29 protein-coding genes and 2 pseudogenes are annotated in these 26,522 nt (G+C 65.2%); 20 read left to right on the top strand and 11 right to left on the bottom strand.

The features are described 5' to 3' along the window. Positions 1-7: 7 nt before the first annotated feature. Both ACNANG_RS12090 and ACNANG_RS12085 read right to left on the bottom strand, forming a co-directional pair. Positions 8-283: a hypothetical protein gene (locus ACNANG_RS12090; RefSeq protein WP_420227370.1), complete on the bottom strand. Its 276-nt coding sequence runs from the start codon at positions 281-283 to the stop codon at positions 8-10. A 192-nt stretch (positions 284-475) separates the two neighbouring features. Further along, positions 476-985: a hypothetical protein gene (locus ACNANG_RS12085; protein ID WP_420227369.1), complete on the bottom strand. Its 510-nt coding sequence runs from the start codon at positions 983-985 to the stop codon at positions 476-478. A 97-nt stretch (positions 986-1,082) separates the two neighbouring features. Here ACNANG_RS12085 and ACNANG_RS12080 point away from each other — a divergent pair, with 97 nt between their 5' ends. From ACNANG_RS12080 to ACNANG_RS12030, 11 genes and pseudogenes are all read left to right on the top strand, one after another. Further along, positions 1,083-2,132, top strand: a complete 1,050-nt coding sequence (locus ACNANG_RS12080; protein ID WP_420227368.1) for a LysR family transcriptional regulator — start codon at positions 1,083-1,085, stop codon at positions 2,130-2,132. A 127-nt stretch (positions 2,133-2,259) separates the two neighbouring features. Continuing rightward, positions 2,260-2,829, top strand: a complete 570-nt coding sequence (locus tag ACNANG_RS12075) for a carboxymuconolactone decarboxylase family protein (protein ID WP_420227367.1) — start codon at positions 2,260-2,262, stop codon at positions 2,827-2,829. Then, a complete protein-coding gene (locus ACNANG_RS12070) occupies positions 2,826-3,656 on the top strand; it encodes an amidohydrolase family protein (protein WP_420227366.1) in 831 nt (276 codons plus the stop codon). Before ACNANG_RS12075 ends, ACNANG_RS12070 begins: the two co-directional genes overlap by 4 nt. Before the next feature lie 199 nt (positions 3,657-3,855). After that, positions 3,856-4,839, top strand: coding sequence for a Bug family tripartite tricarboxylate transporter substrate binding protein (locus ACNANG_RS12065; RefSeq protein ID WP_420227365.1), 984 nt, complete (start codon positions 3,856-3,858; stop codon positions 4,837-4,839). A gap of 280 nt (positions 4,840-5,119) precedes the next feature. Beyond that, complete coding sequence (locus tag ACNANG_RS12060; RefSeq protein WP_420227364.1) at positions 5,120-5,638, top strand: alpha/beta fold hydrolase; 519 nt, start codon at positions 5,120-5,122, stop codon at positions 5,636-5,638. 161 nt (positions 5,639-5,799) lie between these two features. Continuing rightward, positions 5,800-6,816 (top strand): Bug family tripartite tricarboxylate transporter substrate binding protein, encoded by a 1,017-nt coding sequence (locus ACNANG_RS12055; RefSeq protein WP_420227363.1) that lies wholly within the window; start codon positions 5,800-5,802, stop codon positions 6,814-6,816. 104 nt (positions 6,817-6,920) lie between these two features. Then, a complete protein-coding gene (locus tag ACNANG_RS12050; RefSeq protein ID WP_420227362.1) occupies positions 6,921-7,328 on the top strand; it encodes a LysR family transcriptional regulator in 408 nt (135 codons plus the stop codon). Continuing rightward, positions 7,241-7,914: pseudogene (locus ACNANG_RS12045) on the top strand (LysR substrate-binding domain-containing protein). The gene ACNANG_RS12050 and the pseudogene ACNANG_RS12045 overlap by 88 nt, the downstream one beginning before the upstream one ends. Positions 7,915-8,034: 120 nt before the next feature. After that, complete coding sequence (locus ACNANG_RS12040) at positions 8,035-8,982, top strand: Bug family tripartite tricarboxylate transporter substrate binding protein (RefSeq protein ID WP_420227361.1); 948 nt, start codon at positions 8,035-8,037, stop codon at positions 8,980-8,982. Positions 8,983-9,053: 71 nt separating this feature from the next. Beyond that, a complete protein-coding gene (locus ACNANG_RS12035; RefSeq protein ID WP_420227360.1) occupies positions 9,054-9,998 on the top strand; it encodes a Gfo/Idh/MocA family protein in 945 nt (314 codons plus the stop codon). 108 nt (positions 9,999-10,106) lie between these two features. Next, complete coding sequence (locus ACNANG_RS12030) at positions 10,107-10,766, top strand: SDR family oxidoreductase (RefSeq protein ID WP_420227359.1); 660 nt, start codon at positions 10,107-10,109, stop codon at positions 10,764-10,766. Positions 10,767-10,799: 33 nt separating this feature from the next. Here ACNANG_RS12030 and ACNANG_RS12025 read toward each other — a convergent pair whose 3' ends face one another. The 5 genes from ACNANG_RS12025 to ACNANG_RS12005 all read right to left on the bottom strand — a co-directional run bounded on the left by ACNANG_RS12025 (position 10,800) and on the right by ACNANG_RS12005 (position 14,337). Continuing rightward, entirely contained in the window at positions 10,800-11,579 is a 780-nt protein-coding gene (locus ACNANG_RS12025) for an enoyl-CoA hydratase-related protein (RefSeq protein ID WP_420227358.1), read from the bottom strand. Positions 11,580-11,583: 4 nt separating this feature from the next. Then, a complete protein-coding gene (locus tag ACNANG_RS12020; RefSeq protein WP_420227357.1) occupies positions 11,584-11,892 on the bottom strand; it encodes a glutathione S-transferase C-terminal domain-containing protein in 309 nt (102 codons plus the stop codon). After that, positions 11,823-12,194 carry a glutathione S-transferase N-terminal domain-containing protein gene (locus ACNANG_RS12015; RefSeq protein WP_420227356.1) on the bottom strand — a complete coding sequence of 124 codons (372 nt, stop codon included), beginning with the start codon at positions 12,192-12,194 and terminating at the stop codon, positions 11,823-11,825. The genes ACNANG_RS12020 and ACNANG_RS12015 overlap by 70 nt, the downstream gene beginning before the upstream one ends. Before the next feature lie 98 nt (positions 12,195-12,292). Beyond that, the gene (locus ACNANG_RS12010; RefSeq protein ID WP_420227355.1) at positions 12,293-13,057 is read right to left on the bottom strand and encodes an enoyl-CoA hydratase-related protein; all 765 of its coding nucleotides are present in this window, start codon (positions 13,055-13,057) and stop codon (positions 12,293-12,295) included. Between the two features lie 50 nt (positions 13,058-13,107). Then, positions 13,108-14,337: a CaiB/BaiF CoA transferase family protein gene (locus ACNANG_RS12005; protein WP_420227354.1), complete on the bottom strand. Its 1,230-nt coding sequence runs from the start codon at positions 14,335-14,337 to the stop codon at positions 13,108-13,110. 307 nt (positions 14,338-14,644) lie between these two features. Between ACNANG_RS12005 and ACNANG_RS12000 the strand changes: the two genes are divergently transcribed. The 4 genes from ACNANG_RS12000 to thpR all read left to right on the top strand — a co-directional run bounded on the left by ACNANG_RS12000 (position 14,645) and on the right by thpR (position 18,248). Next, the gene (locus ACNANG_RS12000) at positions 14,645-15,673 is read left to right on the top strand and encodes a TauD/TfdA family dioxygenase (RefSeq protein WP_420227353.1); all 1,029 of its coding nucleotides are present in this window, start codon (positions 14,645-14,647) and stop codon (positions 15,671-15,673) included. 99 nt (positions 15,674-15,772) lie between these two features. Next, the gene (locus ACNANG_RS11995) at positions 15,773-16,774 is read left to right on the top strand and encodes a Bug family tripartite tricarboxylate transporter substrate binding protein (RefSeq protein WP_420227352.1); all 1,002 of its coding nucleotides are present in this window, start codon (positions 15,773-15,775) and stop codon (positions 16,772-16,774) included. Between the two features lie 23 nt (positions 16,775-16,797). Next, positions 16,798-17,502 (top strand): GntR family transcriptional regulator, encoded by a 705-nt coding sequence (locus ACNANG_RS11990; RefSeq protein WP_420227351.1) that lies wholly within the window; start codon positions 16,798-16,800, stop codon positions 17,500-17,502. A 2-nt stretch (positions 17,503-17,504) separates the two neighbouring features. Then, positions 17,505-18,248, top strand: coding sequence for an RNA 2',3'-cyclic phosphodiesterase (gene thpR / locus ACNANG_RS11985; RefSeq protein WP_420227350.1), 744 nt, complete (start codon positions 17,505-17,507; stop codon positions 18,246-18,248). A gap of 27 nt (positions 18,249-18,275) precedes the next feature. On the opposite strand, the gene ACNANG_RS11980 is transcribed toward thpR, so the two are convergent. After that, entirely contained in the window at positions 18,276-19,049 is a 774-nt protein-coding gene (locus ACNANG_RS11980) for an IclR family transcriptional regulator domain-containing protein (RefSeq protein WP_420227349.1), read from the bottom strand. Positions 19,050-19,199: 150 nt separating this feature from the next. Between ACNANG_RS11980 and ACNANG_RS11975 the strand changes: the two genes are divergently transcribed. From ACNANG_RS11975 to ACNANG_RS11955, 5 genes and pseudogenes are all read left to right on the top strand, one after another. Continuing rightward, a complete protein-coding gene (locus ACNANG_RS11975) occupies positions 19,200-20,177 on the top strand; it encodes a Bug family tripartite tricarboxylate transporter substrate binding protein (protein WP_420227348.1) in 978 nt (325 codons plus the stop codon). A gap of 23 nt (positions 20,178-20,200) precedes the next feature. Next, positions 20,201-21,448 (top strand): aromatic ring-hydroxylating oxygenase subunit alpha, encoded by a 1,248-nt coding sequence (locus tag ACNANG_RS11970; RefSeq protein WP_420227347.1) that lies wholly within the window; start codon positions 20,201-20,203, stop codon positions 21,446-21,448. A 2-nt stretch (positions 21,449-21,450) separates the two neighbouring features. Further along, complete coding sequence (locus ACNANG_RS11965; protein WP_420227346.1) at positions 21,451-21,921, top strand: aromatic-ring-hydroxylating dioxygenase subunit beta; 471 nt, start codon at positions 21,451-21,453, stop codon at positions 21,919-21,921. Next, positions 21,918-22,861 (top strand): annotated as a pseudogene (locus tag ACNANG_RS11960) (PdxA family dehydrogenase). Before ACNANG_RS11965 ends, ACNANG_RS11960 begins: the two are co-directional and overlap by 4 nt. A 120-nt stretch (positions 22,862-22,981) precedes the next feature. Beyond that, positions 22,982-24,064 (top strand): 2Fe-2S iron-sulfur cluster-binding protein, encoded by a 1,083-nt coding sequence (locus tag ACNANG_RS11955; protein ID WP_420227345.1) that lies wholly within the window; start codon positions 22,982-22,984, stop codon positions 24,062-24,064. Between the two features lie 107 nt (positions 24,065-24,171). On the opposite strand, the gene ACNANG_RS11950 is transcribed toward ACNANG_RS11955, so the two are convergent. From ACNANG_RS11950 to ACNANG_RS11940, 3 genes are read right to left on the bottom strand one after another with little or no spacing between them, the layout of a single operon-like run. Further along, positions 24,172-24,633: an LVIVD repeat-containing protein gene (locus ACNANG_RS11950; protein ID WP_420227344.1), complete on the bottom strand. Its 462-nt coding sequence runs from the start codon at positions 24,631-24,633 to the stop codon at positions 24,172-24,174. Next, positions 24,612-25,478 (bottom strand): LVIVD repeat-containing protein, encoded by an 867-nt coding sequence (locus ACNANG_RS11945; protein ID WP_420227343.1) that lies wholly within the window; start codon positions 25,476-25,478, stop codon positions 24,612-24,614. The genes ACNANG_RS11950 and ACNANG_RS11945 overlap by 22 nt, the downstream gene beginning before the upstream one ends. Positions 25,479-25,523: 45 nt before the next feature. Beyond that, complete coding sequence (locus tag ACNANG_RS11940) at positions 25,524-26,447, bottom strand: amidohydrolase family protein (RefSeq protein WP_420227342.1); 924 nt, start codon at positions 26,445-26,447, stop codon at positions 25,524-25,526. Between the last annotated feature and the right edge of the window lie 75 nt (positions 26,448-26,522).

The following is a 26,522-nucleotide window of genomic DNA, read 5'->3' as shown; positions in this document are numbered from 1 at the left end:
CAGTCGCTTATTGCGCGATCACGATGCCGCTGTGCTCTTCATGGCCGCCGATGCCGGTGGCCACTTCCACCAGCTTTTCCTTGCCGGTGTAGTAGCGGTCCAGCCGCCAGTCCTTCAAGACTTCCAGTGCCAGCTCGAAGGTGTCGAGCTTCATCTCATACAGCTCGTGCAAGGGAAAATCTTCATTCGACTGCAAGGCGACGGCCAGCTTGGCCAGCGTCTTGGCATCCTGCTTTTCGGGATGTTCGGAAATGTACTTCCGGGCTTTCTTGATCGCGCGCATGACAAAAATTCCTGTTCGATTGGACGGTGGTCCTCCCCGCAAATACCAGTCCCAGAAAGATGAACTTTTTATGACTTGTCATGCGGGGATCGGGCTCTATCCACTGCCGCGGCAGGCTGCCGCGACGAGGTACCGCAGAGTATCCCCAACCGTTCAAATGTCCCGTCATCCATACGGACGATGGTGGGCGCGTCAGCCTGGAACCACCTCGTATTTGTCGCGCTTCACCCCCAGCAGATTGATGCCTTCGATGCGCAGCAGCCGCGTCGGCCCCGAGCGGCTTGGGGCATGCAGGTCGCCCTCGTTGTAGACGTACGCGGTGCCGGGCGTCAGCGCATAGTTGCGGATGACAACGGCCTTGCCGGGCTGGCCGTCGTGCGCCTTTTCAAGGATGCGGTAGTCGGTCATGTCGGTCGTGCCCGATGCCTGCCCGTAGATGGCCCAGCTTGGTCCGTGATCATGCGGTGAACTGCCCTTGGCATCGTGGTAGACGTGGGCCAGCACACAGAACTTCAGATCCGGATCTTCGTACAGCAGGTGACGTTCCTTTTCCTGATCGGGGCGAATATTCCTTTCGACGAATTGCGCATCGCTCGTCGCCCGTTCCACCAGCTGCTTTACCGCTTCACGGCCGGCAGGGCCGGGATCGTGCTGCAGCGCGGCACGGCAATCGGCAATGAAGGCTTCAAGGGAATAAGGCATGGCGCGGCGTCTCCGGTAGGGGGTAAGGCGGAGAAAGGATTATCCCCCTGCCGGGCCGACCCCTACAATGGGCCCGATCACAGAGGCGGAGACACGCTTGCACCCATCCATCAACAAGGCCACCGGCATCCAGCTGGACGTCACGGCGGACCTGCACAAATGGCGCGCCTTCCTGGCCATCGCCGAGCTGGGCAGCCTGACGCGCGCCGCGCTGTATCTCGACGTGGACCAGTCGGTACTGAGCCGCCGCATCAACGCACTGGAACGCGAGTGCGGCGCGCGGCTGTTCAACCGGACCGGCCGCGGCGTCGAACTGTCGGAAGTCGGCGCGCGCATCTTCCCGAACGTCAAGCGCCTGCTGTCCGATGCGGAACAGCTTGAAGCAGACATCAAGGGCGAGTCGCGCGTGCCCACCGGGCAGGTCACCATTGCGCTGATCCCGTCGATCTCCAACCCGCTGATCCACAACCTGTTCGTGCGCATGCGGGAGCGCTTTCCGGGCATCCATCTCAAGGTGCTGGAAGGGTCCAGCGGACAGGTCGAAGAATGGCTGGCCGATGCGCGCGTCGACATTGCGATCCTGTACCGCTATGGCGCGACCTTGCCCGAAGGCGACCAGGCGCTGGCCATCGTCGACACCTATCTGATCGGCGGCAAGGGCGATCCGGTCACGCGGTCGCCGGAAGTGTCGTTCGACGTGTTCGACAAGCTGCCCTTCATTCTGCCCAGCGCGCCCAATGGCTTGCGCAATGCCCTGGACCGCGCCGCGAAAGAGCGCAAGCTGACGCTGCAGCCGCGCATGGAAGCCGATTCCCTGCCGCTGCAGAAACTGCTGGTGGCGCAGGACGGCCTGTACACGGTGCTGCCGCTGCATGCGGTGTGGAACGAGGTGTCCGAAGGCACGCTGCAGGCCGCGAAGGTGATCGGCCCGGGCATGGCGCGCACCATTTCCATGTCCCTGTCGAAGTCGAAAGGCCCGGCGCGCGCGGTGGCCGAGGTGGCTTCCGCGATCGTGGACATCGTCAACGACATGGGCCGCAGCGGGCTGTGGCACCGGCTGGATGACGTGGGGCAGATGCGTGCGGCGCCCGATGGCCCGGCGGCGACATCGGCCAAGGCGCCCGCAAAGACATCGGCGCAAAGCTGAATTGGCGCTTGCGCAATGGCCGCCAGGGCGGCCGCGCGCTACGCTAAGGACGCGGTCGCTGGCCGCGCCACCCCGGGCTTCTTGAAGCCTGTCCTTCTGACCGCTCCATTCCGTTCGTACCCATGCCATGCCTCGTATCAAGCTGCCCTCTCCCGACACCATGAACGCCGACCAGCGCGCCGTCTACGACAAGGTCGTGAACGGTCCGCGCGGGAAGATCGAGGGCCCGTTGCGCGCGGCCCTGGTCAATGCCGAACTGGCCGATTGCTGGCAGGCGATGGGCGCCCTGCTGCGCTATCGCACCTCGCTGTCGCCGCGGCATTCCGAACTCGCGATCATGGTCACGGGCCGCTATTGCCGTTCGCCCTTCGAATGGTTCGCGCATCGTCCCGCCGCGGAAAAAGCCGGGCTCGAACACGCGATCATCGAAGACCTGCTCGCGCAGCGCACGCCTGACCTGGCTGGCGCCGACCTGGCTGTGTACACCTACGCGATGGAACTCAACCAGTTCCGGTCGGTGTCGGACGCAACCCACGCGGCAGCCGTCGCGGCTCTGGGCGAACGGGGCACGGTCGAACTGACGGCGCTGGTGGGCTACTACACCCTGGTCGCCATGACCCTGAACTCGCAGGAAATCCCGTTGCCCGAAGGCGTGGCGCCGGCGTTTCCCCTGCCACAACAGGAAGAACTCAAATGACCCTGAATGTCGATGCCGACCTGCACGCGGGCGGATGGGACTGCCACACCCACGTGTTTGGTCCCTATGCCGACTTTCCGCTGGCCGAAGACCGCAGCTACACGCCGCCCGAAGCCACCCAGGATGACTACGTGGCGCACCTGGCCCGCCTGGGTCTCAGGCATGGCGTGCTGGTGCACCCCAGCGCCTATGGCGAAGACGACAGCCTGCTGCGCAACGCGCTGGCCGCGCATCCGGACTGGCGGGGTGTCATCGTCAAGCAGCGCGCCACCCGCGCCGAACTGGTCGAATTGCGCGACCTGGGCGTGCGCGCCGCGCGCTTCAGCCAGCGCAGCGGCGCCGGCGCCAATTTCGCGGGCAGCGCGTCGTTTGCCGACCTGCAGACCATGGCGCCCGACCTTGCCAACGCGGGCATGCATGCCGAACTCTGGACCGACTGCCTGACCCTGGACACGCTGGCCGACTCGATCGGCAAGCTGCCGATCCCTGTCGTGATCGACCACATGGGCGGCTTCGACGTCAAGGCGGGCATCGACGCGCCCGGCTTTCGCGCCCTGCTGTCGCTGCTGGAAAGCGGGCAGGTGTGGGTCAAGCTCTGCGCCTACCGGAACACGCTGGGCGGCTCGCTGGAGCAGGCACAGCCCTTCCAGGAGGCAATGATGGCGGCCAATCCGGATCGCCTGGTGTGGGGCAGCGACTGGCCGCACCTGCGCGTCGAACCCGCGCCCGATGCCGCCGAATTGCTCGCGGCCTTCCGCCGCTGGGCGGGCAGCGACGAGCGCGTGCGCGCCGTGCTGATCGACAACCCGGCCCGCCTGTACGCGTGAGCCCAGACCAGCGCGCCTGACGCTACCCCGGCCCGGCCGGATTGCCTTGTCCGGCCAGGCTGCCCCGCCCTTTCGGCATATCTGCTTTGCTCTCCCGGCGGCTGGCTTGGCGGCCAGCTTCTGCCACCATGACGGAAAACGCGTGACCGCAAGCGTGTCCCCCACGCCGGCCGCGATACAACATCGTCGGGAGACAGCATTGACCAATACCACACGCCGTACCCTCGTCCTGGGCGCGCTCGCGCTGCCCTTCGCATCGCTGTCCACCCGCGCCCTGGCGCAGGCGGGCTGGCCTGACCGCCCCTTGCGCATCATCGTGCCCCTGGCGCCGGGCGGGTCGGCCGACGCGGTGTGCCGCCTGCTCAGCAATGGGCTGGGCCAGGTACTCGGGCAGACGGTCGTCGTGGAAAACAAGCCGGGCGCCGGCGGCATTACCGGCCTGTCGGAAGTCGCGCGCGCCAAGCCCGATGGCTACACCCTGGGCTACTCGCTGGCCGGCGCGTTGACGGTCGCCCCGCACATCGCCACGCGTATGCCTTACCAGATGAGCGACCTGACACCCGTGTCGCAGGTCGTGGCCGTGCCCGAAATCATCGTGGTCAATCCCAAGCTGGGCGTGAAGACGCTGCAGGAACTGATCGCGTATGCACGCGCCAATCCGGGCAAGGTCAACTTCGGGTCGGCCGGCAATGCCACCATCCCGCATCTGGGCGGAGAACTGTTCAAGCGCACCGCCAACATCGACATCGTCCACATTCCCTACCGCGGTTCAGGCCCGGCTCTGAACGACCTGCTGGCCGGCCAGGTGCAGATGATGGTGTCCGACATCACCCTGGTCCGCTCGCACATCGAAGCCGGCCGCCTGATCGGCCTGGCCGTGGCGGGCCCGGCCCGGGTGTCCGAATTGCCCAAGGTGCCCACCACCGCCGAAGCCGGCGTACCGGGCATGGTCGTGTCGAACTGGCATGGCATCGTCGGACCGGCCGGCATGCCGCCCGCCTTGCTGCAGACGCTGCACGCCGCGATCCGCAAGGCCATCGACATGCCCGAGATCAAACAGCGCCTGGAGAAGGAAGGCGCCGATGCCGTGGCCAGTTCGTCGGCCGAATTCGGCACCTTCCTGGCCAAGGAAAGCAGCGTGTGGGGCGGCCTGACCAAGGAACTGGGCATCAAGTGGGATTGAAGCCGGTGGCGGCCATGAATAGTGTGCAAGCGATTGGCGCGGCACCTGACACTGCTTCCGTATCCGATGCAGCCCCTGCGGTTACGTCCGCCGGGCACGATGCACGACCGGGCACACGACACCCGATCACCCGCCACAGGGTGACCCACGGCGATGTTTGCATTGCCGTCGCGGCCTGCGGCACCGGCCCGGCCATCGTGCTGCTGCCATCCCTGGGACGAGACGTCGAAGACTTCTTTCCCCTTGCCCCCTGCTGGCCGCGCGCGGCTATCGCGCCGTCATGCCCAGCCCACGGGGCATGGGCGCAAGCACCGGGCCGTTGACCGGCATCACCCTGCATGACTTTGCGCATGACATTGCCGCCGTCATCGCGCACGAAGGCCCGCGGCCTGCGCTGGTGGCGGGACATGCCTTCGGCAACTGGGTCGCGCGCAACACCGCGATCGATCACCCGGACCGCGTTGCGGGCGTGGCCGTCCTGGCCGCGGCGCACAAGGACTTTCCACGCGAACTGCGTGCCCATATCGATGGCGCGATGGACGTCACGGTCGACCGCGACCAGCGCCTGGCGCACCTGCGCGCTGCTTTCTTTTCGGCGGGGGTGATCCGTCGCCATGGCTGGACGGCTGGCACCCCGATGTGGCCCGCGCGCAGCGCGCCGCGTCCGCCGCCACCCCCGTGGCCGGCTGGTGGAAAGCCGGCAACGTGCCCGTACTGGACGTGCAGGCCGCCAATGACCCGTTCGCGCCAGCCAGTGGCGCGCATCTGCTTCGCGAAGAACTGGGCGCCGACCGCGTGACCGTGCGCGTGGTGGGACCGGCGGGCCATGCCCTGCTGCCCGACCAGCCTGTCGCGGTGGCCGATGCCCTGGCGGACTTTGCCGACACGATCCTGCCACGGTTCGCATAGGTTGCTGACGATCCCCGCGGACAACACATTCAATCAGAAAGAGAGACACGCATGTCCAAGACCATCGCTTCCCCACGCCGCCGCAGCGTTGCCGTCAGCCTGACCGCTGGCCTGGTCGCCTCCGGCTTCATCAGCATGCTGACGGTCGCGGCCAGCACCGCGCATGCCGCCTATCCGGAACGCGCCGTCCGCCTGATCGTGCCCTTCCCCGCCGGTGGCGCGGCCGACATGATGGCGCGCAGCCTGGCGCAAAAGCTGTCCGAACAGCTGGGCCAACAAGTTGTCGTCGACAACCGGGGCGGCGCCGGCGGCACCACCGCGGCCGAAGCCGCCACCGCAGCCAATCCCGACGGCTACACCCTGTTCTTCGGCACCATGGGCACCCAGGCCATCAACCCGGCCCTGTACCCCAAGCTGCGCTACGACCCGGTCAAGGACTTCGAATACGTCAGCCTGACCCACACCACGCCGCGCGTGCTGGTCGTGCACCCGTCGGTCGATGCAAAATCGGTGCAGGAACTGATCGTCCTGGCCAAGAAAAACCCCGGCAAGCTGACCTACGGGTCCGCCGGCAATGGCAGTTCCAGCCACCTGTCGGGCGCCCTGTTCGCATCCATGGCGGGCGTGGAAATGCTGCACATTCCGTACAAGGGCAGCGCACCGCTGCTCAATGACCTGATCGCCGGCCGCCTGTCGATGACCTTCGATTCGTACGCCGTTTATGGCGAGCACATCAAGAGCGGCAAGGTCCGGCCCCTGGGCGTCACCAGCATCACCCGCATCACTAGCGCGCCGGACATCCCCACGATTTCGGAATCAGGCCTGAAGGGCTACGACGTGTCGAACTGGCTGGGCCTGCTTGCCCCAAAGGGCACGTCACCCGAGGTCGTTGCCCGCCTGAATACCGCCGTGGTCAAGGCCGCGTCGGACAAGGCCATGCGCGATCACCTGGCCGCCAGCGGCATCGAGACCACGTCCAGCACGCCCGAGGCGTTCAAGGCGCTGGTGGTGAAAGAGATTCCGAAGTGGGCGGAGGTGGTGAAGAAGTCGGGCGCGACGGTGGATTGAGGCGAAGCATGGGCATCATTCGCCCATTGAGGCCCTCGACCAGATGCAGGGTCAGCACACTGCACAGTTAAGATGCTCGCATCGATGATGCGTTTCAACCTCATATGCCCGTGCCGCCGCCGTCCCCCATAAAAAAGCGAGACAGGTCGTCCCAGCCATCGACACCCGAAGCGGTCTTGCGCCGCGTCAAGCTCCGCCATCTGGACTGCATGCTGGAGGTGTATAAGACGGGAAGCCTTCGCGAGGCTGCGCAAAACCTTTCCGTCACCGAATCGGCCGCCTCCAAGACGCTCAAAGAGCTGGAAACCGAACTCGGTGTAGTACTTTTCTCAGGTCCAAGCTTGGCACAACGCCAACCGAGGCTGGAAAACGCTTTGCCAGTTACGCCGCGAACGCAGTCGAGTCATTACGCGTCGGCGCTTCGATGGCTCGCGGCGACGTCCTGTCAGAGCAGTTGGCCCTCCGTGTCGGTGCCATGCCTGTATTCGCCGCTGCATTACTTCCTGCAGTGATCGAGGCCTTCAGTCAGCCTTCATCACGCGCCGCGATTGAAATCGTATCCGGCTCCAAGTCGACGCTACTTGACTCGTTGCGTAGCGAAAGCCTGGACGTGGTGTTGGGGCGGCTTCCCCTGCATCAGATATGTCGGGATTGACGTTTGAACAGTTGTTGGTCGACAGGTACGTCCTGGTGGCTCGGCCTGCTCACCCGGCTGCAACAGGCCATGCAAAGCGGTTAGCTGAGCTTTCAGGCTATCCCCTGGTGCTTCCTTCTCGTGAAACCGTGACCTGGTCCGAGATCGAACGCCTGTACGTGTCGCATGGGGCGAGAATGGCCAGCGCGCGTATCGAAACGACTTACCTTGAAATCAGCCGCACACACACCTTGCGAACCGATGCGCTTTGGTTTGCATCCACCCTGCATGTGCAAGCAGACCTTGCCCAAGGCGCGCTTGTTCAGTTGCCGGTGGACTGTTCAATGCTGGAATCTCCTCTTGGCATCATCAGCAAACCGGAACGCTCATTCCGTCCGATGTGCCGTCGGTTCCTCGATATCCTGCGACAAACACTCCGTCCGGACCAACGCAAATTTACTTGAACAAAGCGGCAACTGAAAGGCGAAACATTCGTTTTACGCCTGTAAGTCGCTGCCCTTACGCTCCGTGTCAATGACAACACGAAGGGCTGCTGAGCAGACCCCTTCACATCGGAGACATGCATGAAATCGCTCATGATCGTTGCGGCGCTTGCGGGCGTTGCCATAGCGCAGGCGAGCCGGGCAGACACAGTACAGGCCATCGTTCCCTTCCCGGCAGGCGGTCCGCTGGATCTGGTCGCTCGAATCATCACTGCGAAAATGCAGCAGGGAACCTCTGATGTGTTCGTCGTCGACAACCGTGGAGGTGCAAACGGGATGATTGGCGCAAAGGCCGCCGGACTGGGCGAAGCGAACGGGAAGAACCTGTTGTTTGCCGACGGTGCCATGGTCACCGTCAATCCAAAGCTGTATCCCAAAGATGCCAGTTTCGACGTCGAAAAAGACTTGCGTGTCGTCGCCAGCGTCGCATTGCAACCCGCCGTTCTGGTGGTCAATCCCGCGATTACGCCGACGGACGTGAAGGGGTTCATTGAATACGGCCGCAAGAGCCCGATCAACTATGCATCAGGCGGCATCGGCTCTCAAGGCCACCTGACGATGGCGTCATTTGCCAACGCAACCAAGCTCGAAATGACCCATGTGCCTTACAAGGGTGGAGCTCCTGCAATGAATGACTTGGTAGGGGGCCAGATACCCGCGGCGTTCGTCGGTGTCGCCGGGGCCATAGGATTCATCAAGAGCGGTCGGTTGCGCGCCCTTGCCGTATCCAGCGACCGGCGCGTGCCCATCCTGCCGGATGTTCCTACCGTCACTGAATCGGGCGTTCCAGGCTTCTCGGAACAAGGCGCGTATTTCGTGATGGTGCCCGCCAGGACGCCTGACGCGGTAGTTCAGGCGCTCGCCACGAAGGTTATGGCGGCGGCGGCGGACAAGGACGTGCAAGACAAGCTCAAAGCGCTGGGTCTGACGCCCAGCGCAATGGACACCGATGCCGCTGCAAAATGGCTCGCTTCCGAAAAAGTGCGGATGGCAAAGTTGATTGCCGCAAACAACGTCCGGGCGGAATGACTGTGCAGACAGGGGCCGGGTCTGCGCCTTTCAGGGTTGCCATTGTTGCGCCGAGTCACTGGCACTATCCCATGTACTTGCCGGGGCTGCGCGACGCGTCAATCCGTGTCGTTGGAATCGTGGATCCGATGCCGTTGCAGGCGGACCAGGTTGCGGCCGATTTTGACTGTCCGGTGTTCCAAGACGTCGGTGCCCTCGTTCGATACGCTGCGCCCGACTTCGTCTTTGCTTTTGGGGCGCATGCGGACATGCCTTCGCTGGCCCTTGATCTGCTGAGACGACGCATCCCTTTTTCAATCGAGAAACCTTGTGGCGTCAGACGTAGCGACGTTGCAGCGGTGCGAGATGTCGCCGAGGCGATGAATGTCTTCGTCTCCGTCCCTTTCCACTATCGGCTGAGCGACCTCAGAAACGCCTTGGCCGGGTGCATTGCGCTTCCTTCACGCGATTTCACGCACTTCCGGTTCCGGGTCAATGCCGGATCACCTCTGCGATTCGAGCAATCGTCGCCCTGGTTGATCGATCCAGCACGCGCGGGCGGCGGATGCATGATGAATCTTGCGCACCATCCGATCGACTTCCTGTTGCAAGCCACTGGAGCGGAAGTCCGGCATGTCGGCGCAGCGCTTTCAAGCAAGTCGCTTGGATTGCCTGTGGAGGACCACGCAGTACTGACACTGACGCTAAGCGATGGGACTACCGCAAGCATCGAAACCGGGTACACACAGCCACAGACCGCTGCAGAGTACATGGCATTTGACGTCGAAATTGCTCATCGGCAATTCAGTGCAAAGCGCGAGGCCGAGGCGTTCACGATCACCAACGTCGAGACAGGGTGCACGAGCCATCGCGCGACATGCTGGAGCTTCAAGGACTACTTTGCGGACTATGTACGGGAGACCGTTGCACGAGCCCGAAACGGGATGCCCCCTGTTGCGGGCTTGCGAGACCTTGAACGCACAATGGACGTCATCATGCAGGCGTACGCATCGGCAGGCGCAAGCGCCACACGCTGATACTCGGCAGGCGCATTACCTATTCATCAGGACAACGACATGACCACTCACACTCCAACATGCCTGGTCACCGGCGGCAGCGGCGCCATCGGCGGCGCGGTAGTTCGCATGCTCGCCGCACGCGGCCACGAAGTCATCAATCTGTCCCTGGAAGAGCCGCAAGACGATCTTCCGGCGACGACCTACTGCGCAGACCTGACCGATCGGCAGGCAACTGCCGACGTACTTGCACGTATCATTGCTTCGCATGACGTGCGCATGCTGGTCAACAACGCAGGCTTTACTTATGTGACCAACCTGGAATCACTGGACCTGGATCGCATGCAGGCCATGATCGAAATCCATTTGCGCGCTGCCGCTCAATGCATTCAGGCGGTGGTCCCTGGCATGAAGCAAGCGGGCTACGGTCGCATAGTCAGCATCGGCAGTCGCATGATGCTCGGCCGTTCGGGCCGTACCGTCTATGGAATGGTGAAGGCCGGCCTGCTTGGCATGTCCCGCAGCCTCGCCTTGGAACTGGCCCCATGCGGCATTACCGTGAACATGGTCAGTCCGGGACCGATCGAAACCGAGTTGTTCAGACTGAATCATCCTCCAGGTGCGGCGCAAACCAATGCGGTCCTTGCGGGATTGCCGGTAGGTCGCATTGGTCTGCCTGAAGACGTTTCGAATGCCGTGGGCTTTTTCATGTCCGATGCGTCTGGCTTCGTCACTGGCCAGAATCTGTTTGTCTGCGGTGGTGGTAGTGTCGGATCGGCACCGGCCTGACCGCCCAAGCGACACACCCGGCGGCTTGCCTGACTACCGCCCCTCGAACTTCGGCTTCCGCTTTTCCATGAACGCCCGCATGCCTTCCTTCTGATCGTCACTATCGAACAGGCGTTCAAACGCGCGCCTCTCCAGCGCCAGCCCGGCATCCAGACTGGCATCACCGCCAAACCGCACCACTTCGCGAATCGCCCTGACCGCCAGCGGGGGCGCGTCGGCAATCTGCGCGGCCACGGCGACCGCGCGCTCCAGCGCCTTGCCGTCCGGAACCAGATCGCTTACCAGGTTCGCGGCATGGAAAGCGGAGGCCGGAATGCGTTCCCCGGTCAGCGTCCACAGCAAGGTCTTGTACGACCCTGCCGCGCGCAACAGCCGCTGCGTGCCGCCGGCGCCCGGCATGATGCCCACGCGGATCTCGGGCTGACCGAAGCTTGCGCCTTCGGCCGCAATCACGATGTCGCAGGCCAGCGCGAGTTCGCAGCCGCCGCCCAGGGCATAGCCCTCGACGGCAGCGATCACCGGTTTGCTCAATCCCTTCAGTACACGGAAGACTTGGTCGGTCTCGAGCAGGACATGATCGGTGGGCCGCATGTCCGACATCTCGACGATATCCGTGCCCGCCACGAAAAATCCGCCCGCGCCGGTCAGCACCAGGCAGGCGACCTGGTCATCGGCTTCGAAGTGCTGGAAGGCGGCGACCAGTTCCTGCTTCACCTGCAGGTTGAGCGCGTTCTTGCGGTCGGGCCGATCGATGGTGACGATGCCCACCCTGCCCTGCTTCTCGGTGCGCACCAATGGCAATGACGTCGTCATGGCGTCATTCGCCCAGGTCGGGCGAGGTGTCGCGATACGAATCCCGCGCCTCGACCGTGGCGAACCACGCCGCCAGCCTGGGCGCGCGGTCGCGCCAGCCGAAGGCATCGAAGCGGAAGTCCAGGTAGCCCAACGCACACGCCACGGCAACATGGCCGATGGCGAAGGGCGTTGAAGCCAGGGCCTCGGCTTCGTTGTCGAGCAGCGCCAGCGCGGCGATGGTCTTGGTTTCGAAGGCCGCGATCAGCACGTCGGAACGGGACGCGTCGCTGCGTTCGCGTTCGTTGCGCCACAGGATCTCGGCGTCGAGCATGCCGTCGCCCAGGGCCTGCCAGCGCAGCGCGGGCCATTGGCGTCGCCCGACGGAAAGAAGGTGCCGCCTGCCGTGTCGTTCAGGTATTCGCAGATCACGACGGAGTCGAACAAGGTGGACCCGTCATCGAGCACCAGCGTGGGGATCTTGCTGAGCGGGTTGTCGCGCATCAGTGCTTCGTTGGGCTTGAGCATCGCGGCGACCGAACGCACCTTCTCGAACGTGTCGAGCTGGCCGGTTTCCTGCGCCACGATCATGACCTTGCGCACGTAGGGCGACTTGGGCGACCAATGCAGTTTCATCGGGGTGTCTCCGGGCCGCACCGTTGCCGGCGGGCCATCTTGGAATGGGAACGTCAGGGAGTGGGAAGGCCTGGGCGCGGCAAGTTCAACCGGCGTTATCAGCGTCCCGTGAATACCGGCGCGCGCTTCTCAACGACCGAACGCGTCGCTTCACGCGCATCTTCGGTCATCATCAAGCGGGTGCTGTATTGCTGTTCGAGTTCATAGCCCTCGTCCACCGGCATGGTTTCGATGCGGTTCAGCGCTTCCTTCATCAGACGCAAGCCGATCGGGCTCTTCTTGGCGATGATGCCCGCCAGATCCATCGCGGTCGGCATCAGGCGGCGCGGCGTCACGACCTGTTCCACCATGCCCACGCGATGCGCTTCCCAGGCGCTGATCGGCTCGCCCGTAAAGGCCATCAGGCGCAGTGTGCCCTGCGGCACCAGGCGCCCCGTATGCGCGCCGCCGCCGCAGCGGCCAACGTTGATTTCGGGCATCGCGAAGGTGGCCTTCTCGGACGCGATGCGGATGTCGCTGGCGCCGGCCAGCACGCAGCCCGCGCCCAGCGCCGGACCGTTGACGGCCGCAATCACCGGCACCTTGCAATGCCGGATCGCCTTGAACGTGGCGCGCACGATGCTGGCGCGATGCGGGTCTTCTTCCGGCGTGGCGGCCAGGAATTCCTGCAGGTCCAGGCCGGCGCAGAATGCCTTGGTGCCCTTGGCGGTGAAGACCACCACGTTGACGTCGTCCATCGTGCTGATCTCGTCGAACACGCGCGTGATCTCGGCGTAGCGGGCCAGCGTCAGCACGTTGACGGGGGGATAGTCGAGCGTGACGGTGGCAATACGTTGGGCTTTCTCGACGATGATGCCGTCCATGGGGTCTTCCTGTCTCGATGTCGTTATAGAGGGATGGGGTGGTAGCCGGATCAGATCGCGCCCGATGCGCGCAAGGCGGCAATGCCGTCGTCGTCGTAGCCCAGATCGCGCAGGATCTTGTCAGCATGCTGACCAAGCAGCGGCGGCGGCATCTCGTACTGGATCGGCGCGTCGCTGAAGCGGATCGGGTTGGCCACCTGCGGCACGTCGCGGCCCGACGGATGCGGCAGATGCATCAGCATGCCGCGATCGCGCACCTGCGGGTCCTCGAACACTTCGGGCACGGTGTTGATCGGGCCGCAGGGGACGCCTACGCGGTCCAGCGCAGCCGTCAGTTCGGCACGAGAATAGCCCGAGAAGGCTTCGTCCAGCATCGCCTTCAGTACACCGATATTCCGCACCCGTTGCGCGTTGGTGGCAAAGCGCTCGTCGCGCGCCCAGTCCGGCTGGCCCAGCACGTCGCACAGGCGCGCGAACTGGCCATCGTTGCCAACGACCAGGATCACGTTGCCGTCATTGCACCGGAAGACGTCCTGCGGCTGGATGTTGGGATGCGCATTGCCGTTGCGCTGCGGCACCTTGTCGGACACCAGGTAGTTCATGGCCTGGTTGGCCAGGGTGGCGACCTGGACGTCCAGCATGCCGATGTCGATGGTCTCGCCCTGCCCGGTCTGGTCGCGCCGCGCCACCGCGGCCAGCACGGCCACCGCCGTGTACATGCCCGTCATCAGGTCGACGATGGGCACGCCCACCTTCTGCGGACCGCCGCCGGGCAGGCCATCGCGCTCGCCGGTCACGCTCATCAAACCGCCCATGGCCTGGATCAGGAAGTCATAGGCAGGCTGATCGCGGCGCGGGCCGGTCTGGCCGAATCCCGTCACCGAGCAATAGATCAGCTTGGGATTGATCGCCCGCAACGATGCGGCATCCAGGCCATAGCGCGCCAGGGTGCCGGCCTTGAAGTTTTCGAGCACGATGTCGGCATTGGCCGCCAGTTCGCGCACGACCTTCTGGCCGTCGGGATGGTCCAGGCTGACGGTGATCGACTGCTTGCCGCGGTTGACGGCCAGGTAGTAGCCGGCCTCGGCGGTATCGCGGCCCTCGGCATCCTTCAGGAACGGCGGCCCCCAGGACCGCGTGTCGTCGCCCGCGCCGGGGCGTTCGACCTTGATCACCTCGGCGCCCAGATCGGCAAGCAATTGGCCTGCCCACGGCGCGGCAAGGATACGACTCAGATCGAGCACCTTCAGGTGCGACAGTGGCCCACGACCGGCATTCATTGGACGATGTCTCCGGCGGCAGTCGGTGCTGCCGCGATGATAGGGGGCGATGGCGCCCGGTTCACTCGAAGTGTGCAAGTCGGGGCTTCCGAAAGGCAGTCCGGGCCGGATCAAACCTGCTATGCAAAGTCTGGCCGAACCCGCGCCAACCCGCGTGGGCGCTGGAAAACCCCAGGATTGACAGATTGTCGACAATCCTAAAAACTGGGTTCAAGAACGCGCGGAATGGGGACTTCCCGTGACCGTGCGTCACCGCCCTGTCAGGCCGGCATGTCTGCATAGGGCCGCAGTTACAAGGAGACAAGCCATGTCGACGACCCCTTCCGGCCGCCCTCTTGAAGGTCCCGAAGTCTGGAGTGGCGCCAGCCTGCGCGACCGCACCGACTGGATCACTTACCTTACCCCGCCCGAGATCGCCGAACTGGCCGGTGCGGTGGCCGCCTTGAAAGCGGCGGGCACGCCCGATATGGGATTCGACGCCAGCGACTTCCGTATTCCTTTGGTGGCGCAGCGCCTGGCCCAGGTGCGCGACACCCTGGAAGGTGGCCGTGGCTTCGCGCTGTTGCGTGGCCTGCCCATGGCGGACTATTCCGACGCCGATGCCCGGCTGCTGTTCTGGGGACTGGCGCAGCACCTGGGCGACCCGCAGGGGCAGGACGGAGCCGGCAACCGGTTGCACAGCGTGACCAACACCGGCATGCGCGTCGAACCCGGCAATTCGGTCCGCAGCTTCCAGACCGATGACGAGCTGACCTTCCACAACGACGGCGGCGATGCGTTCATGCTGCTCTGTTTGCGGCCCGCCAAGTCGGGCGGCATGAGCAAGCTGGTCAGCGTCGCGCATCTGTACAACGAAGTCCTGCGCCGCCGTCCGGACCTGATCGCAACGCTGCAGGAACCCTTCCACTTCGATACGCGCGGCCAGCATCCCACCGGCCTGAAGATCCAGTCGGTGCCGATCCTGAACTTCCATGCAGGCCGGCTGAGCGCCCTGTACAAACGCCGCTATCTGCGGCTGGCGCAGGAAAATCCCGACGTGCCGCGCCTGACCCAGGCGCAGCAGGACGCCATCGACCTGATCGAAAGCCTATGCAACGATCCCGATGTGCAGCTCAATTTCTACATGGAAGCGGGCGACATCCAGATCGCCAACAACTATTCGGTGCTGCACGCGCGTAGCAAATACGAAGACGTGGACGATCCAGCGCGGCGGCGGCATTTGCTGCGGGCCTGGCTGACCTTGCCGAACGGACGGCCGCTGCCCGAAGCGTTCGGCCTGACGCGGGAATTTTCACAGTCCTACGCCAGCCGTCATGGCGACGCGCAGCCTGCCTGACGGAACGGACGCGGTGCCTGTGCCGGCGCGTCTGCCCGGCCTGCGTGCCGATGTGAGCCGCATGCCCCCTCCCCTTCGCTGCCTTTCTGGAAATCGACCATGCTCAAACGCGCGTTTTCGCTGGTGCCTGGCCTTTGCCTGACGATCGCCTTGACCCTGGGCCTGACCGCAGGCCTGACACCGGCGCCCGCACGTGCGGCCGACGCCTATCCCGACCGGCCCGTGCGTCTTGTGGTGCCTTATACCCCCGGCGGCAACACCGACCTGCTGGCCCGCATCATTGCGCAGAAGCTGGGCGAGGCCTGGAAGCAGTCGGTGGTGGTCGAAAACCGTGCCGGCGCGGCGGGCACGATCGGCGTGGACCTGGTCGCCAAATCGAAACCCGACGGCTACACCATCGTACTGGGCACCTTCGGCAACATCCTGACCGCGCCGGGGCTGTACAAGAACCTGCCCTATGACGCCGTCAAAGACCTGGCGCCGATCATCCTGCTGGCCGAGCCTGCCACCGCACTGGTCGTGCATCCGGGCGTGCCGGCCAATTCCGTGACGGAACTGATCGCCTACGCCAAGGCGCACCCGGGCGCGCTCAACTACGGGTCCTCGGGCAGCGGGTCGTCCAACCATCTGTTTGGCGCCTTGTTCGCGTCCATGGCCAACGTGAAGATGACCCATGTGCCCTACAAGGGCAGCGGCCCGGCCGTCAACGATCTGGTGGGCGGCATGATCCAGGTGTCCTTCGCCCCGTTTCCGCTGGTGCTGGAACAGATCAAGGCCGGCAAGCTGAAGGCGCTGGCAGTCACGGGCGCGACCCGTTCGCCTGCCCTGCCCCAGGTGCCCACCGTGGCGGAAGCGGGCCTGAAGGGGTACGAAGCCATCGGCTGGTTTGCATTGATGGCGCCAGCGGGTACTCCCCGCTCGATTTTGAGCAAGCTCAACACCGAAGTCGACCGTATCCTGAAGACGCCCGAAGTGCGCGCCAGCCTGGCCGCCGAAGGCGCCGATCCCGTCGGCGGCAGCATTGACGATGCGGCCAGGTCGATTACCGAAGGCGTGCGCAAATGGGGCACACTGGTTCAGCAACTCGACATCACGCTCTGACTACGCGAACCCGGATTGCCGCCATGGCCACGCTGCGCTCCGCCTTGCCGATGCCCGTCTCGACCCAGTCCCTGGTCGAGCAGATCGCCGCGCGCCTGGCGGATGACATCGTTACGGGGGTCTACCTGCCGGGCGAACGACTCAAGGAGCAGGACATTGCCGCGCGCTTCGGCACCAGCCGCGCGCCCTTGCGCGAAGCCTTCCGCCTGCTCGAGCGAGACGGCCTGATCCGCATGATGCCGTGGCGCGGCGTATGCGTGGCCGACTACACGCGCGACGAAATCCGCGAACTGTTCGAGATCCGCGCCGACCTGCTCGCCATGTGCGTGCAGCGCATCGTTGCCCGAGGCGACCCCGCGCAGCTGCAGGCGGTGCGCGCCGCCATCGATGGCCTGTCGGCGCTGACCGAAGCCGGCGGCGACGAACGCGAGTACAAGCAGGCCACGGCCGCCTTGAGCGCGATGCTGTCCGAGATGACCGGCAACCGCTATCTGCATCGCCTGGTGACCGACTTTCGGCAACGGCTGCTTTGGTATTACTGCTTTCTTGGCCAGTCGACGATCGAGCGGCGACGGGAATCCAACCGCCTGTGGAGCGACATGGTGGCGGCCATGGAACGGGGAGATGCGTGGGGCGCCGCTGCTGCCGCGCAGCGCGTAACGATGGCCACCGCGGCTTTTGCCTTGCAGCTTGCCGATGCGCGCGCGGCGCAACCATCGGTGGCCTGAGCATGACCGCCTCGTCCTCCAGCATGCACCCGGCGGCCGGCGCCGATCGCGCACACGATCATTCCGCACCCGATCGACAGGTGTCCGATCAGCCCGCGAGCGATCTCCTTGCGCCCGACCTCGCTGCGAACGCCCAGACTGCCGCGGACGCCGCCGCGCGTCCAGCGTGGCAGCGTTGCTTCCTTGCCCTCGCCCCCGACCTGCCCACGCGGACCCTGCTGTCGGGCTTCCGCACGCCGGCCCAGGCGCGAGCCACCCTGTTCGATGATTTGCATCTGACGCTGGCCTTCCTGGGAGGACTGACGCAGGCGCAGGCCGATTACCTGGCTGCTGCCCTGGCCGCGCTTGCCATCGACCTGCCTGCCTTGCCGTTCGACGGGCTGGAACGCTGGCCCGAGGGCGAAGCGCCGCGCGTCCTGGTCGCCACCTATCGGGTTCCGCCCCCGCTGGCCGAACTGGTTGAGAATGTCCAGCAACTGGTGTCGGGCGCGGGGTTGCCGATCGACTCGCGGCCGTTCCGTGCGCACATCACGATGGCACGGTATGCACGACGGCGTGCGACGGTGACGCTCGATGTCGCCGGTATCCCGACGCAGATATCCGATCCTCCGATGGGTCCCCCGCCCGCCTGCCGGCTGCCGGCCGCGCGCTTTACGCAGCTGGCGTTGTACACGCGGTCAGACGCGCCAGGCGGGCCGCGCTATCGCATGCTGGCACACGTGCCGTTGAAGGCCGCGACGCCCTGACGCCGCGGCAGCACCGCAGCACCGTCATCACAGCATCGCCGTCAGCATCCGCCGGCCGCGCTGCACTTCGGGCAACAAGGTGTCGATCATGGCCGCCAGCGTAAAGCGCGACGTGGAGGCCACGATGCTCATGGCCGCGACGGTGCGCCCATGCATGTCGTGCACGGGGACCGCGATCGACCGCAAACCCAATTCCAGTTCCTCGTCGCTGACCGCGTAGCCATCGCGCCGGACATCCTCCAGCAAGGCCAGCAACTCGGGCACGTCGATGCGGGTACGCGGTGTCAGCGGCCGCCGCGCCATCCGAAGCAGGATGCGCTCGGCCTCGTCCGGCGCCAGCGCGGCCAGCAACACCCTGCCCGTCGCGGCGCCATGCACCGGCAGGCGGGATCCCATGCCCAGTCCATGCGACAGGCTGCGCCGTGTGGCGGCACGCGCCACGAACACCACGTTCGTCCCATCGAGCACCGCCAGCGAACTCGATTCCTGCGTGCGTTCGCTGATCGCCTCGAGCACCGGCTGCACCAGCTTGGGCAACGGGCTGGAGGTGACATAGGCATGGCCCAGGCGCAGCACGCGCGGCGCAAGGCGAAACGTCTTGCCATCGGATTCGACATATCCCAGCCGCTGCAGCGTCAACAAGGATCGCCGTGTGGTCGCGCGCGGATGTCCCGTGATGTCCGCCGCTTCGCTTAGCGTCAGCGGACCGTTGCGGATGCCAAAGGCTTCGATCACCGCCAGGCCCTTTTCGAGGCCAGCCACGTATTCCTTGTCTTCCTTGCTGCGAACCTCTTCGGCCATCTCTCACCCCGGCATTTGTTCGTTTTGCGAACATAGTAGCCGCTTCCGTTGACCTCGAAAATGCGACGAACTAGTGTTCGCTTTGCGACAAGCTGTTCGATAAAACAAGATGCGGCGCCGGTGGCGCTGCGCGAATCTGAGGAGACCCGGATGAGACACCCCCTGCTGACCGCCTGTTCGGCGGCTCTTGCCTGTACGTTCGCCGTTGTCGCGCCAATGGCCGGCGCCGCGGACTTTCCCACCAAACCGATCCGCATCGTCGTACCGTATTCGGCCGGTGGCACCGCCGACGTGCTGCCGCGGATCATCGGCGAAAAGTTGACCGCCATGTGGGGCCAGCCGGTCATCATCGACAACCGTCCGGGGGCAGGGGGCAACATCGGCGCCGACATGGTTGCCAAGGCCGCGCCCGATGGCTACACGTTGATGGCCACGCCGCCCGCGCCACTTGCGATCAATCGCTACCTGTACAAGAGCCTGCCGTTCGAACCCGAGGCCTTTGTGCCGGTGACCATCCTGGCCAAGGTGCCCAACGTACTTGCCGTGCAGAACAACCTGCCGCCCAAGTCCGCCACCGAGTTCCTGAACTACGCGCGCAGCCGCAATGGCGAAGTCACGGTCGCGACGCAGGGCAACGGCACCACGTCGCACCTGACCGGCGCCATGGTCGCGAACCAGGCCCGCACCGGTTTCGTGTTCGTGCCCTACAAGGGCACCGCGCCCGCCCTGGCCGATCTGATGGGCGGACAGGTGGATGCCTTCTTCGACAACATCAGTTCGGCCTACCGTCAGCACGAAGCGGGCAAGGTCCGCATCCTGGCCGTCACCAGCAACACCCGCAGCCCCTTGCTGCCCAAGGTGCCGACCCTGGCCGAGTCCGGCTTGCCGGGCTTTGACGTCAGCACCTGGTTCGGCGTGGTCGCCCCGGCGGGCACGCCCGCCGAAGTCATCCAGAAGCTCAATGCCGGCATCGTCGACGTATTGAAAATGGCCGACGTGCAGCAGAAATTCATCGAGCAGGGCGCCCAGGTGGTGGGCGATACGCCCAGGCAGATGGCCGACTTCCTGGATGCCGAACGCATCAAGTGGAAGAAGGCGATCGCCACCGCCGACGTCTCGATCAACTGACCGACACACCACAAGGACCGCGCATGAGCGATATCCATCCCCTTCAGGACGCCCGCCAGTGGGCCCCCGGCCTGACCCGCGTGCCGTACTGGCTGTATCGCGACGAGCCCGTCTACCGCGATGAGCAGCAAAAGGTCTTCCAGGGCCCGACCTGGAACTACCTGTGCCTGGAAGCCGAGATCCCGGAACCCGGTGATTACCGAACGACATTCGTCGGTGACATGCCCGTGATCGTGGTGCGCGATGAGGAGGGCGAACTGCAGGCCTTCGAAAACCGCTGCGCGCATCGCGGCGCATTGATCGCGCTCAAGGAAGGCGGCAAGGCGCAGGACTTCAGCTGTGTCTACCACGCGTGGCGCTACGACCTGCAGGGCAACCTGAAGGGCGTCGCCTTCGAAAACGGCGTGAACGGAAAGGGTGGCATGCCGCCCGACTTCTGCAAGGAAGACCATGGTCCGCGCAAGCTGCGCACGGCCAGCATGTCGGGCATCGTGTTCGGCAGCCTGCATGACGACGTGCCCGACATCGAGGAATACCTGGGCGAGGACATCGTCGAACGGATCGAGCGGGTGATGTGCAAGCCGGTCGAGGTGATCGGCCGCTTCAAGCAAACCATTCCGAACAACTGGAAGCTGTACATGGAAAACGTGAAGGACTCGTACCACGCGAGCCTGCTGCACGTGTTCTTCACCACCTTCAACATCAACCGGCTGTCGCAGAAGGGCGGGGTGATCGTGAGCGAAAGCGGCGCGCATCACGTCAGCTATTCCAAGGTGTCGCACCAGCCGCAGGCCAGCACCGAATACAGCGCGGAAAAGCTGCGGTCCGACAAGGAGGGCTACGCGCTGGCCGACCCGACCATGCTCGACGGCTGTGACGAGTTCGGGGATGGCATCACCCTGCAGATCCTGTCGGTGTTCCCGGGCTTCGTGCTGGCGCAGATCCAGAACACGCTGGCGATCCGGCAGGTGCTGCCCACGGGCATCGACAAGACGGTCCTGAACTGGACCTACCTGGGGTTCACGGACGACACGCCCGAACTGCGGCGCATGCGGCTCAAGCAATCGAACCTGACGGGCCCGGCAGGCTTCGTGTCGATGGAAGACGGCGCCGTTGGCGGCTTCGTGCAACGCGGCATCGCCGGCACGGCCGATGGCGAAGAAGCCATTCTGGAAATGGGTGGCGCGGGCATCGAGACCCAGGAAAACCGCACGACCGAAGCGTCGGTACGCGGCTTCTGGAATGCCTACCGCGACTACATGGAGATCTGAGCATGGCCGACTTTTCCAGTGAACGCCTGAGCGTGCTCAATGCTGAGTATGTTCGTTGCATCGACAACGACGCGGTCGAGCAGTGGCCCGACTTTTTCGTGGAGCGCTGCCTGTACGTGGTGAACACCGCCGACAACCACGCGCAGGGCATGCAGGCGGGCGTGATCTATGCCGACAGCCGCGCCATGCTGCACGATCGGGTCTCGGCGCTGCGCGACGCCAACATCTACGAGCAGCAGCGCTACCGGCACATCGTCGGCACGCCGCTGGTGCTGGAACGCACGGAAGAGGGCGTGACGGCAGAAACCCCGTTCGTGGTCGTGCGCATCATGCGTGACGGACAGACCGATGTGTTCGCCAGCGGCCGCTACGTGGATCGCATCGTGGACGAAGCGGGCACGCTCAAGTTCGCGGAACGCATCGCGGTCTGCGACAGCAACAACATCGATACCTTGCTGGCCATTCCGCTATGACGACCGGCGCACGCAAACGGATCGCCGTCGCGTTGGGCGACGCCAACGGCATCGGCCCGGAAATCGCCGTCAAGGCGGCGCTGGCCTTGCGCGGCGAACCGGTCGATGTGGTGCTGGTGGGCGACGCTTACGTGCTGCACGCGCAACTGGAACGCATGGAGGAGAGCGCCGATGCCGTCAACATCGTTGACGTGGCTGCCTTGCCGCGCGATGCCTTCGTACCCGGCCAAGTGCGCGCCGAAGCGGGCGCGGCCACCGTGGCCTATGTGCGGGCGGCGGTCGGCATGGCGCAGCGGGGCGAGGTGGACGCCGTGGTGGGCTGCCCGCATTCGGAAACGTCCATCCATCAGGCCGGCATCCCTTTCTCGGGCTATCCCGGACTGATTGCCGACCTGACCGGCACGGCGCCCGACCACGTGTTCCTGCTGCTGGTCTGCCCGGACCTGAAGATCGGCCACGTGACGTTGCACGAACCCCTGACCACCGCGCTGGCCCGGCTGACGCCGGACCTGGTGGTGGACGCGGCCGTGGCCGTGGCCGACGCCATGGGCGCGCTGGGCGTCGCCCATCCGCGCATGGGCGTCTTCGGCATCAATCCGCATGCGGGGAAGACGGCCTGTTCGGCACCGAAGACGAAACCATTACCAAACCCGCCGTGGCCCGTCTGCGCGCGCGTGGCCTGCAGGTCGATGGTCCCATCGGCGCCGATCTGCTGCTGTCGCAGCGCAAGCACGACGTCTACCTGGCGATGTATCACGACCAGGGCCATATCCCCGTCAAGCTGCTCAGCCCCCTGCAGTCGAGTGCGCTTTCAGTCGGTGGCGGCATCTTTTTCAGCAGCGTCGGCCACGGCTGCGCCTTCGATATCGCGGGACGCGGCGTGGCTGACGCGACCGCCACGATCCGCACCGTGCGATCGCTGGCCGGGCTGCCCGCGTGACGAGTCGTCGGCGCGTGGCTGTCAGCTCGACATGGGCGGCGATGGATTGCCGGCATCCGCTGGCAGTCTGTGACGGCCATCTGCTCTGGCCGGCCCGCGGCCTTTATCTTTGAGACTTTCATGGCACATACCATCCAGATCGCTGACCACGACATTGCCTTTGCCGCCGATGAAAACCGGTCGGTGCTCGACAACGCCCTGGCCGCCGGCTACGACATCCCGTATTCCTGTCGCAGCGGCATCTGCGGCAGTTGCCGCGGCAAGGTCATTGCTGGCGAGGTCCGAGGCGGAAGCGGGGTGGGGGTGCTGGGCGATGAGGAACGCAGGGAAGGACACGTACTGCTCTGCCAGGCACAGGCCTGCTCTGACCTGACTCTTGCGGTGCGCGACATCGAAAAGCGCAACCCCGACGCGACCAAGTCGATCAAGGCCAAGGTGCACAAGCTGACCCGGGCCGCGCCCGACGTCACGATCGTGAACCTGCGCTTTCCGGCCGGCACCAAGGTGCGCTTCAAGGCGGGCCAGTACCTGCACGCCCGGCTCGAAGACGGCACCGTGCGGCACTATTCGATGGCCAACCCGCCGCAGCAGAACGACGGGGTCGAGCTGCACATCCGCCATGTTGCGGGCGGGCGCTTTACCGCGCATCTGGCGGGCGAGATGCAGGTGGGCCACCTGCTGGACGTTACCTTGCCGTTTGGTGACTTCACGGTGCGCGACGCCACCGACAAGCCCATGATTCTGCTGGCCAGCGGCACGGGTTTCGCGCCGGTCAAGTCGATTGTCGAAGACGCCATCAAGCGCAAGACCACACGGCCCATGACGCTGTACTGGGGCGCACGCAAGGCGGCCGATGTGTACCTGGCGGACCTGCCCGCCAAGTGGGCGCAGAAGTATCCGTGGTTCAGCTTCGTGCCGGTGCTGTCGGAAGGTGCTGTGCCGAGTGGGGACGCCGCCGATGGAGAAACCGCGGGCGACGCCGCCTCGGCCCTTGCCGGCTGCCGCACCGGTTTCGTCCACCAGGCCGTGCTGGACGACCACGCCAGCCTGGCCGGACACGAGGTCTATGCCTGCGGGTCACCCGCCATGATCCAGGCCGCACGGCAGGCCTTCGTGGACGAACGCGGCCTGCCGCGCGATGCCTTCTTCTGCGATGCCTTCGTGCCGGCGGTGATGCCCGACGAGGTGTTCACGCCCGCGTAAGCAACACCGGCTTGGAAAGGACCGCCAGGGCGGGCACCGGCGGGGCGCATCGCTACGCGGCGGGCTGGCAGCAAAGGCGGCGTCGCCGCCGCCGGTCTCCGCCTGAATCATCGAGCATGCTCAAGAATGTCGAATCCCGCATACCGGTCCACCATATAGATCCGGTTGTCATCATCAACGAACACGTCGTTGGTCTGCGGCGCGGCGCGACCTTCGGCCGGGTCGGGAATGAAGTAGCCCACCTCGCGGGGTGACATCGGATCGGCCACGTCCACCACCCGCAAGCCGCCCGCGAACCACGCGCAATACACCATCGTGCCGCGGCGCTGCTCCTGGAACTGATGCGCGCCGAACCGTCCGGGCGTCGCGCGGCTCCACGGAGAATCCAGTTCGCTGACCTCATAGCTCGACAGCGCCTTGATGTTGGACGGGTCGGTCACATCCATGACCCACAGGCACCCATGCGGCCGGCCCTTGCGCCGGTCGAGTTCTTCGGCATCGTGCGCATGGTCTTCCTCGTCGATCGCCAGCGCAATGCGTCGCCCGCCTATCGGCTGCTCCAGCGGCATGAAGGTGTGCGACGGCTCGGGGAAGGGCGGATGATAGTTGTACAAGCCCAGGGTGGTCGGCTTGCGGATGTCGCGGATGTCGATGATTCCGACCCCGCCGTGCCACAGTCCCGCCCACAGTTCGTCGCCATACCGCAGCGCATGGTGCAGCCGGGTGCGGCGCCCGTTCCACGTGGGCGTTTCGCCCCCGCCAGATGCTGGCCCGGAATCCACCACCGCGACACCTCTTGCGGCCTGGACGGATTGCGAATGTCATAGATCACCAGGATGTTGCCGATATAGCCGGCCATTTCCGTAGAGATATACGCATAGTTTTCGTCCATGTCGAAACGGTGGACGCCGATCCCGCCCGTCTTCTGGTGACACAGCAGGCGAGGGCGCGTCTTGTCCGACACGTCATAGATCTTGAAGCCGCCGCGGTCGTACGGCTGCTTTTCGGCAGCCTCGACCGCGGGAATGTCGGCTTCGCGCACGTTCAGCGCGTCGGCCAGTTCGGCGTGCGTCGCGTCACGGCCAAAGCGTTCGCGCAACTTGATCCGCAGCCCCGGCAATTCATCTGCCTTGCGCCCGATCAGCGTCATGTTGCGTTCGTTGTTCACGATCATGATGTCGCCCACCACGCGTGCCTTGTGCGTGTGCGATTCCGGATCGTCCAGCATGATCTGGCTGATGATGCGGGGGTTGCGCGGGTCCGACACGTCCAGGATGCTGGTGCCCAGCCCGGCCTTGTTCGGGATGTGACCCACGTAGGCATGGTGACCCTGCACGGTCACCTGGCCCGCGCCAGGCAGCTCGAGGCGCGACAGGCGGTTGATGTTCTGCGTAAGCGGCGGGTGGGCGGACACGGTGGACTCCTGGAAAGCTTGGGCGAACGAAACGGGGCGCCGCCCTCAGGGCAGCGGCGGAAAGTCGTAGAGCACGGCGGGGTTGTCGACGAGCACGCGGCGCCGCAGAGCCGCATCGGGCGCCCACGTCTGCAACAGGTCCAGCAAGTCGCCGTCATTGGGCATGTCGCGCTTGACCATCACGTGCGGCCAATCGCTGCCCCACACGACCCGGTCGGGCGCCGCTTCAAGCAGGGCACCCGCCAGCGGGTGGATATCGGCATGCGGCATTGCGGTGGTCGAAATGCGGTAGGGCCCGGTCAGCTTGACCCACGCGCGGCCCCGCGACATCAAGTCCAGCAAGCCCTGAAACGCGGGCGTGTCGGACGCCGCGCCCGGCGCCATATAGCCCAGGTGACCGAACACCAGTTGCACGGGCAGATCGCCCAAGGACGTTGCCAGATCCGGGAAGGCATCGACATGCATCAGCAGTTCCAGGTGCCAGCCCAGCGGCGCAATACGGTCCGCCAGGGCGCGCACTTCGTCCATCGGCAGTTCGCCCTTGCCGGTCTTGCGGTCCACGATGTTGACGCGCACGCCGCGCACGCCGGCCGCATGCAAAGCCTGCAGCGCGCTGGCATCCATCGACTCATCGATCACCGCCACGCCGCGAAACGCGTCGCCGCCCGCTTTCAAGGCGGCCATCAGCACCGTGTTGTCGCTGCCGTATACGCTGGGCTGCACCAGCACCGCGCGGGTGATGCCCAGCACACTGAGCATCGAACGGTAGGCGGGCAGCAGCGCGTCGGGCGGGGTGTAGATGCGGTCGGGCGAATAGGCGTAGCGATCGGCCGGACCGCAGATGTGGGCGTGGCAGTCACAGCTGCCGGCGGGCACGACGAAGGCAGGCGGGCGTGGCGACGGATCGGGTGCAGCGCACAGGGGCGCGCTTTGTTGGATCGGGTCGGAAGAGGGCGTTTGGTTCGACATGGATTGAGGCTTGGGCGTAGGCATGGGCAGGAGGTCCAGGGCAGGCAATCGCGGGGAGATGTCCGGCTCAGATCA

Origin of the sequence: Pigmentiphaga litoralis, assembly GCF_048632615.1 — a bacterium.
In the GTDB taxonomy this organism is placed as follows: domain Bacteria; phylum Pseudomonadota; class Gammaproteobacteria; order Burkholderiales; family Burkholderiaceae_B; genus Pigmentiphaga; species Pigmentiphaga litoralis_B.
Note: the sequence above shows the minus strand (reverse complement) of the source record. Positions and strands in the feature narration are given on the sequence as shown.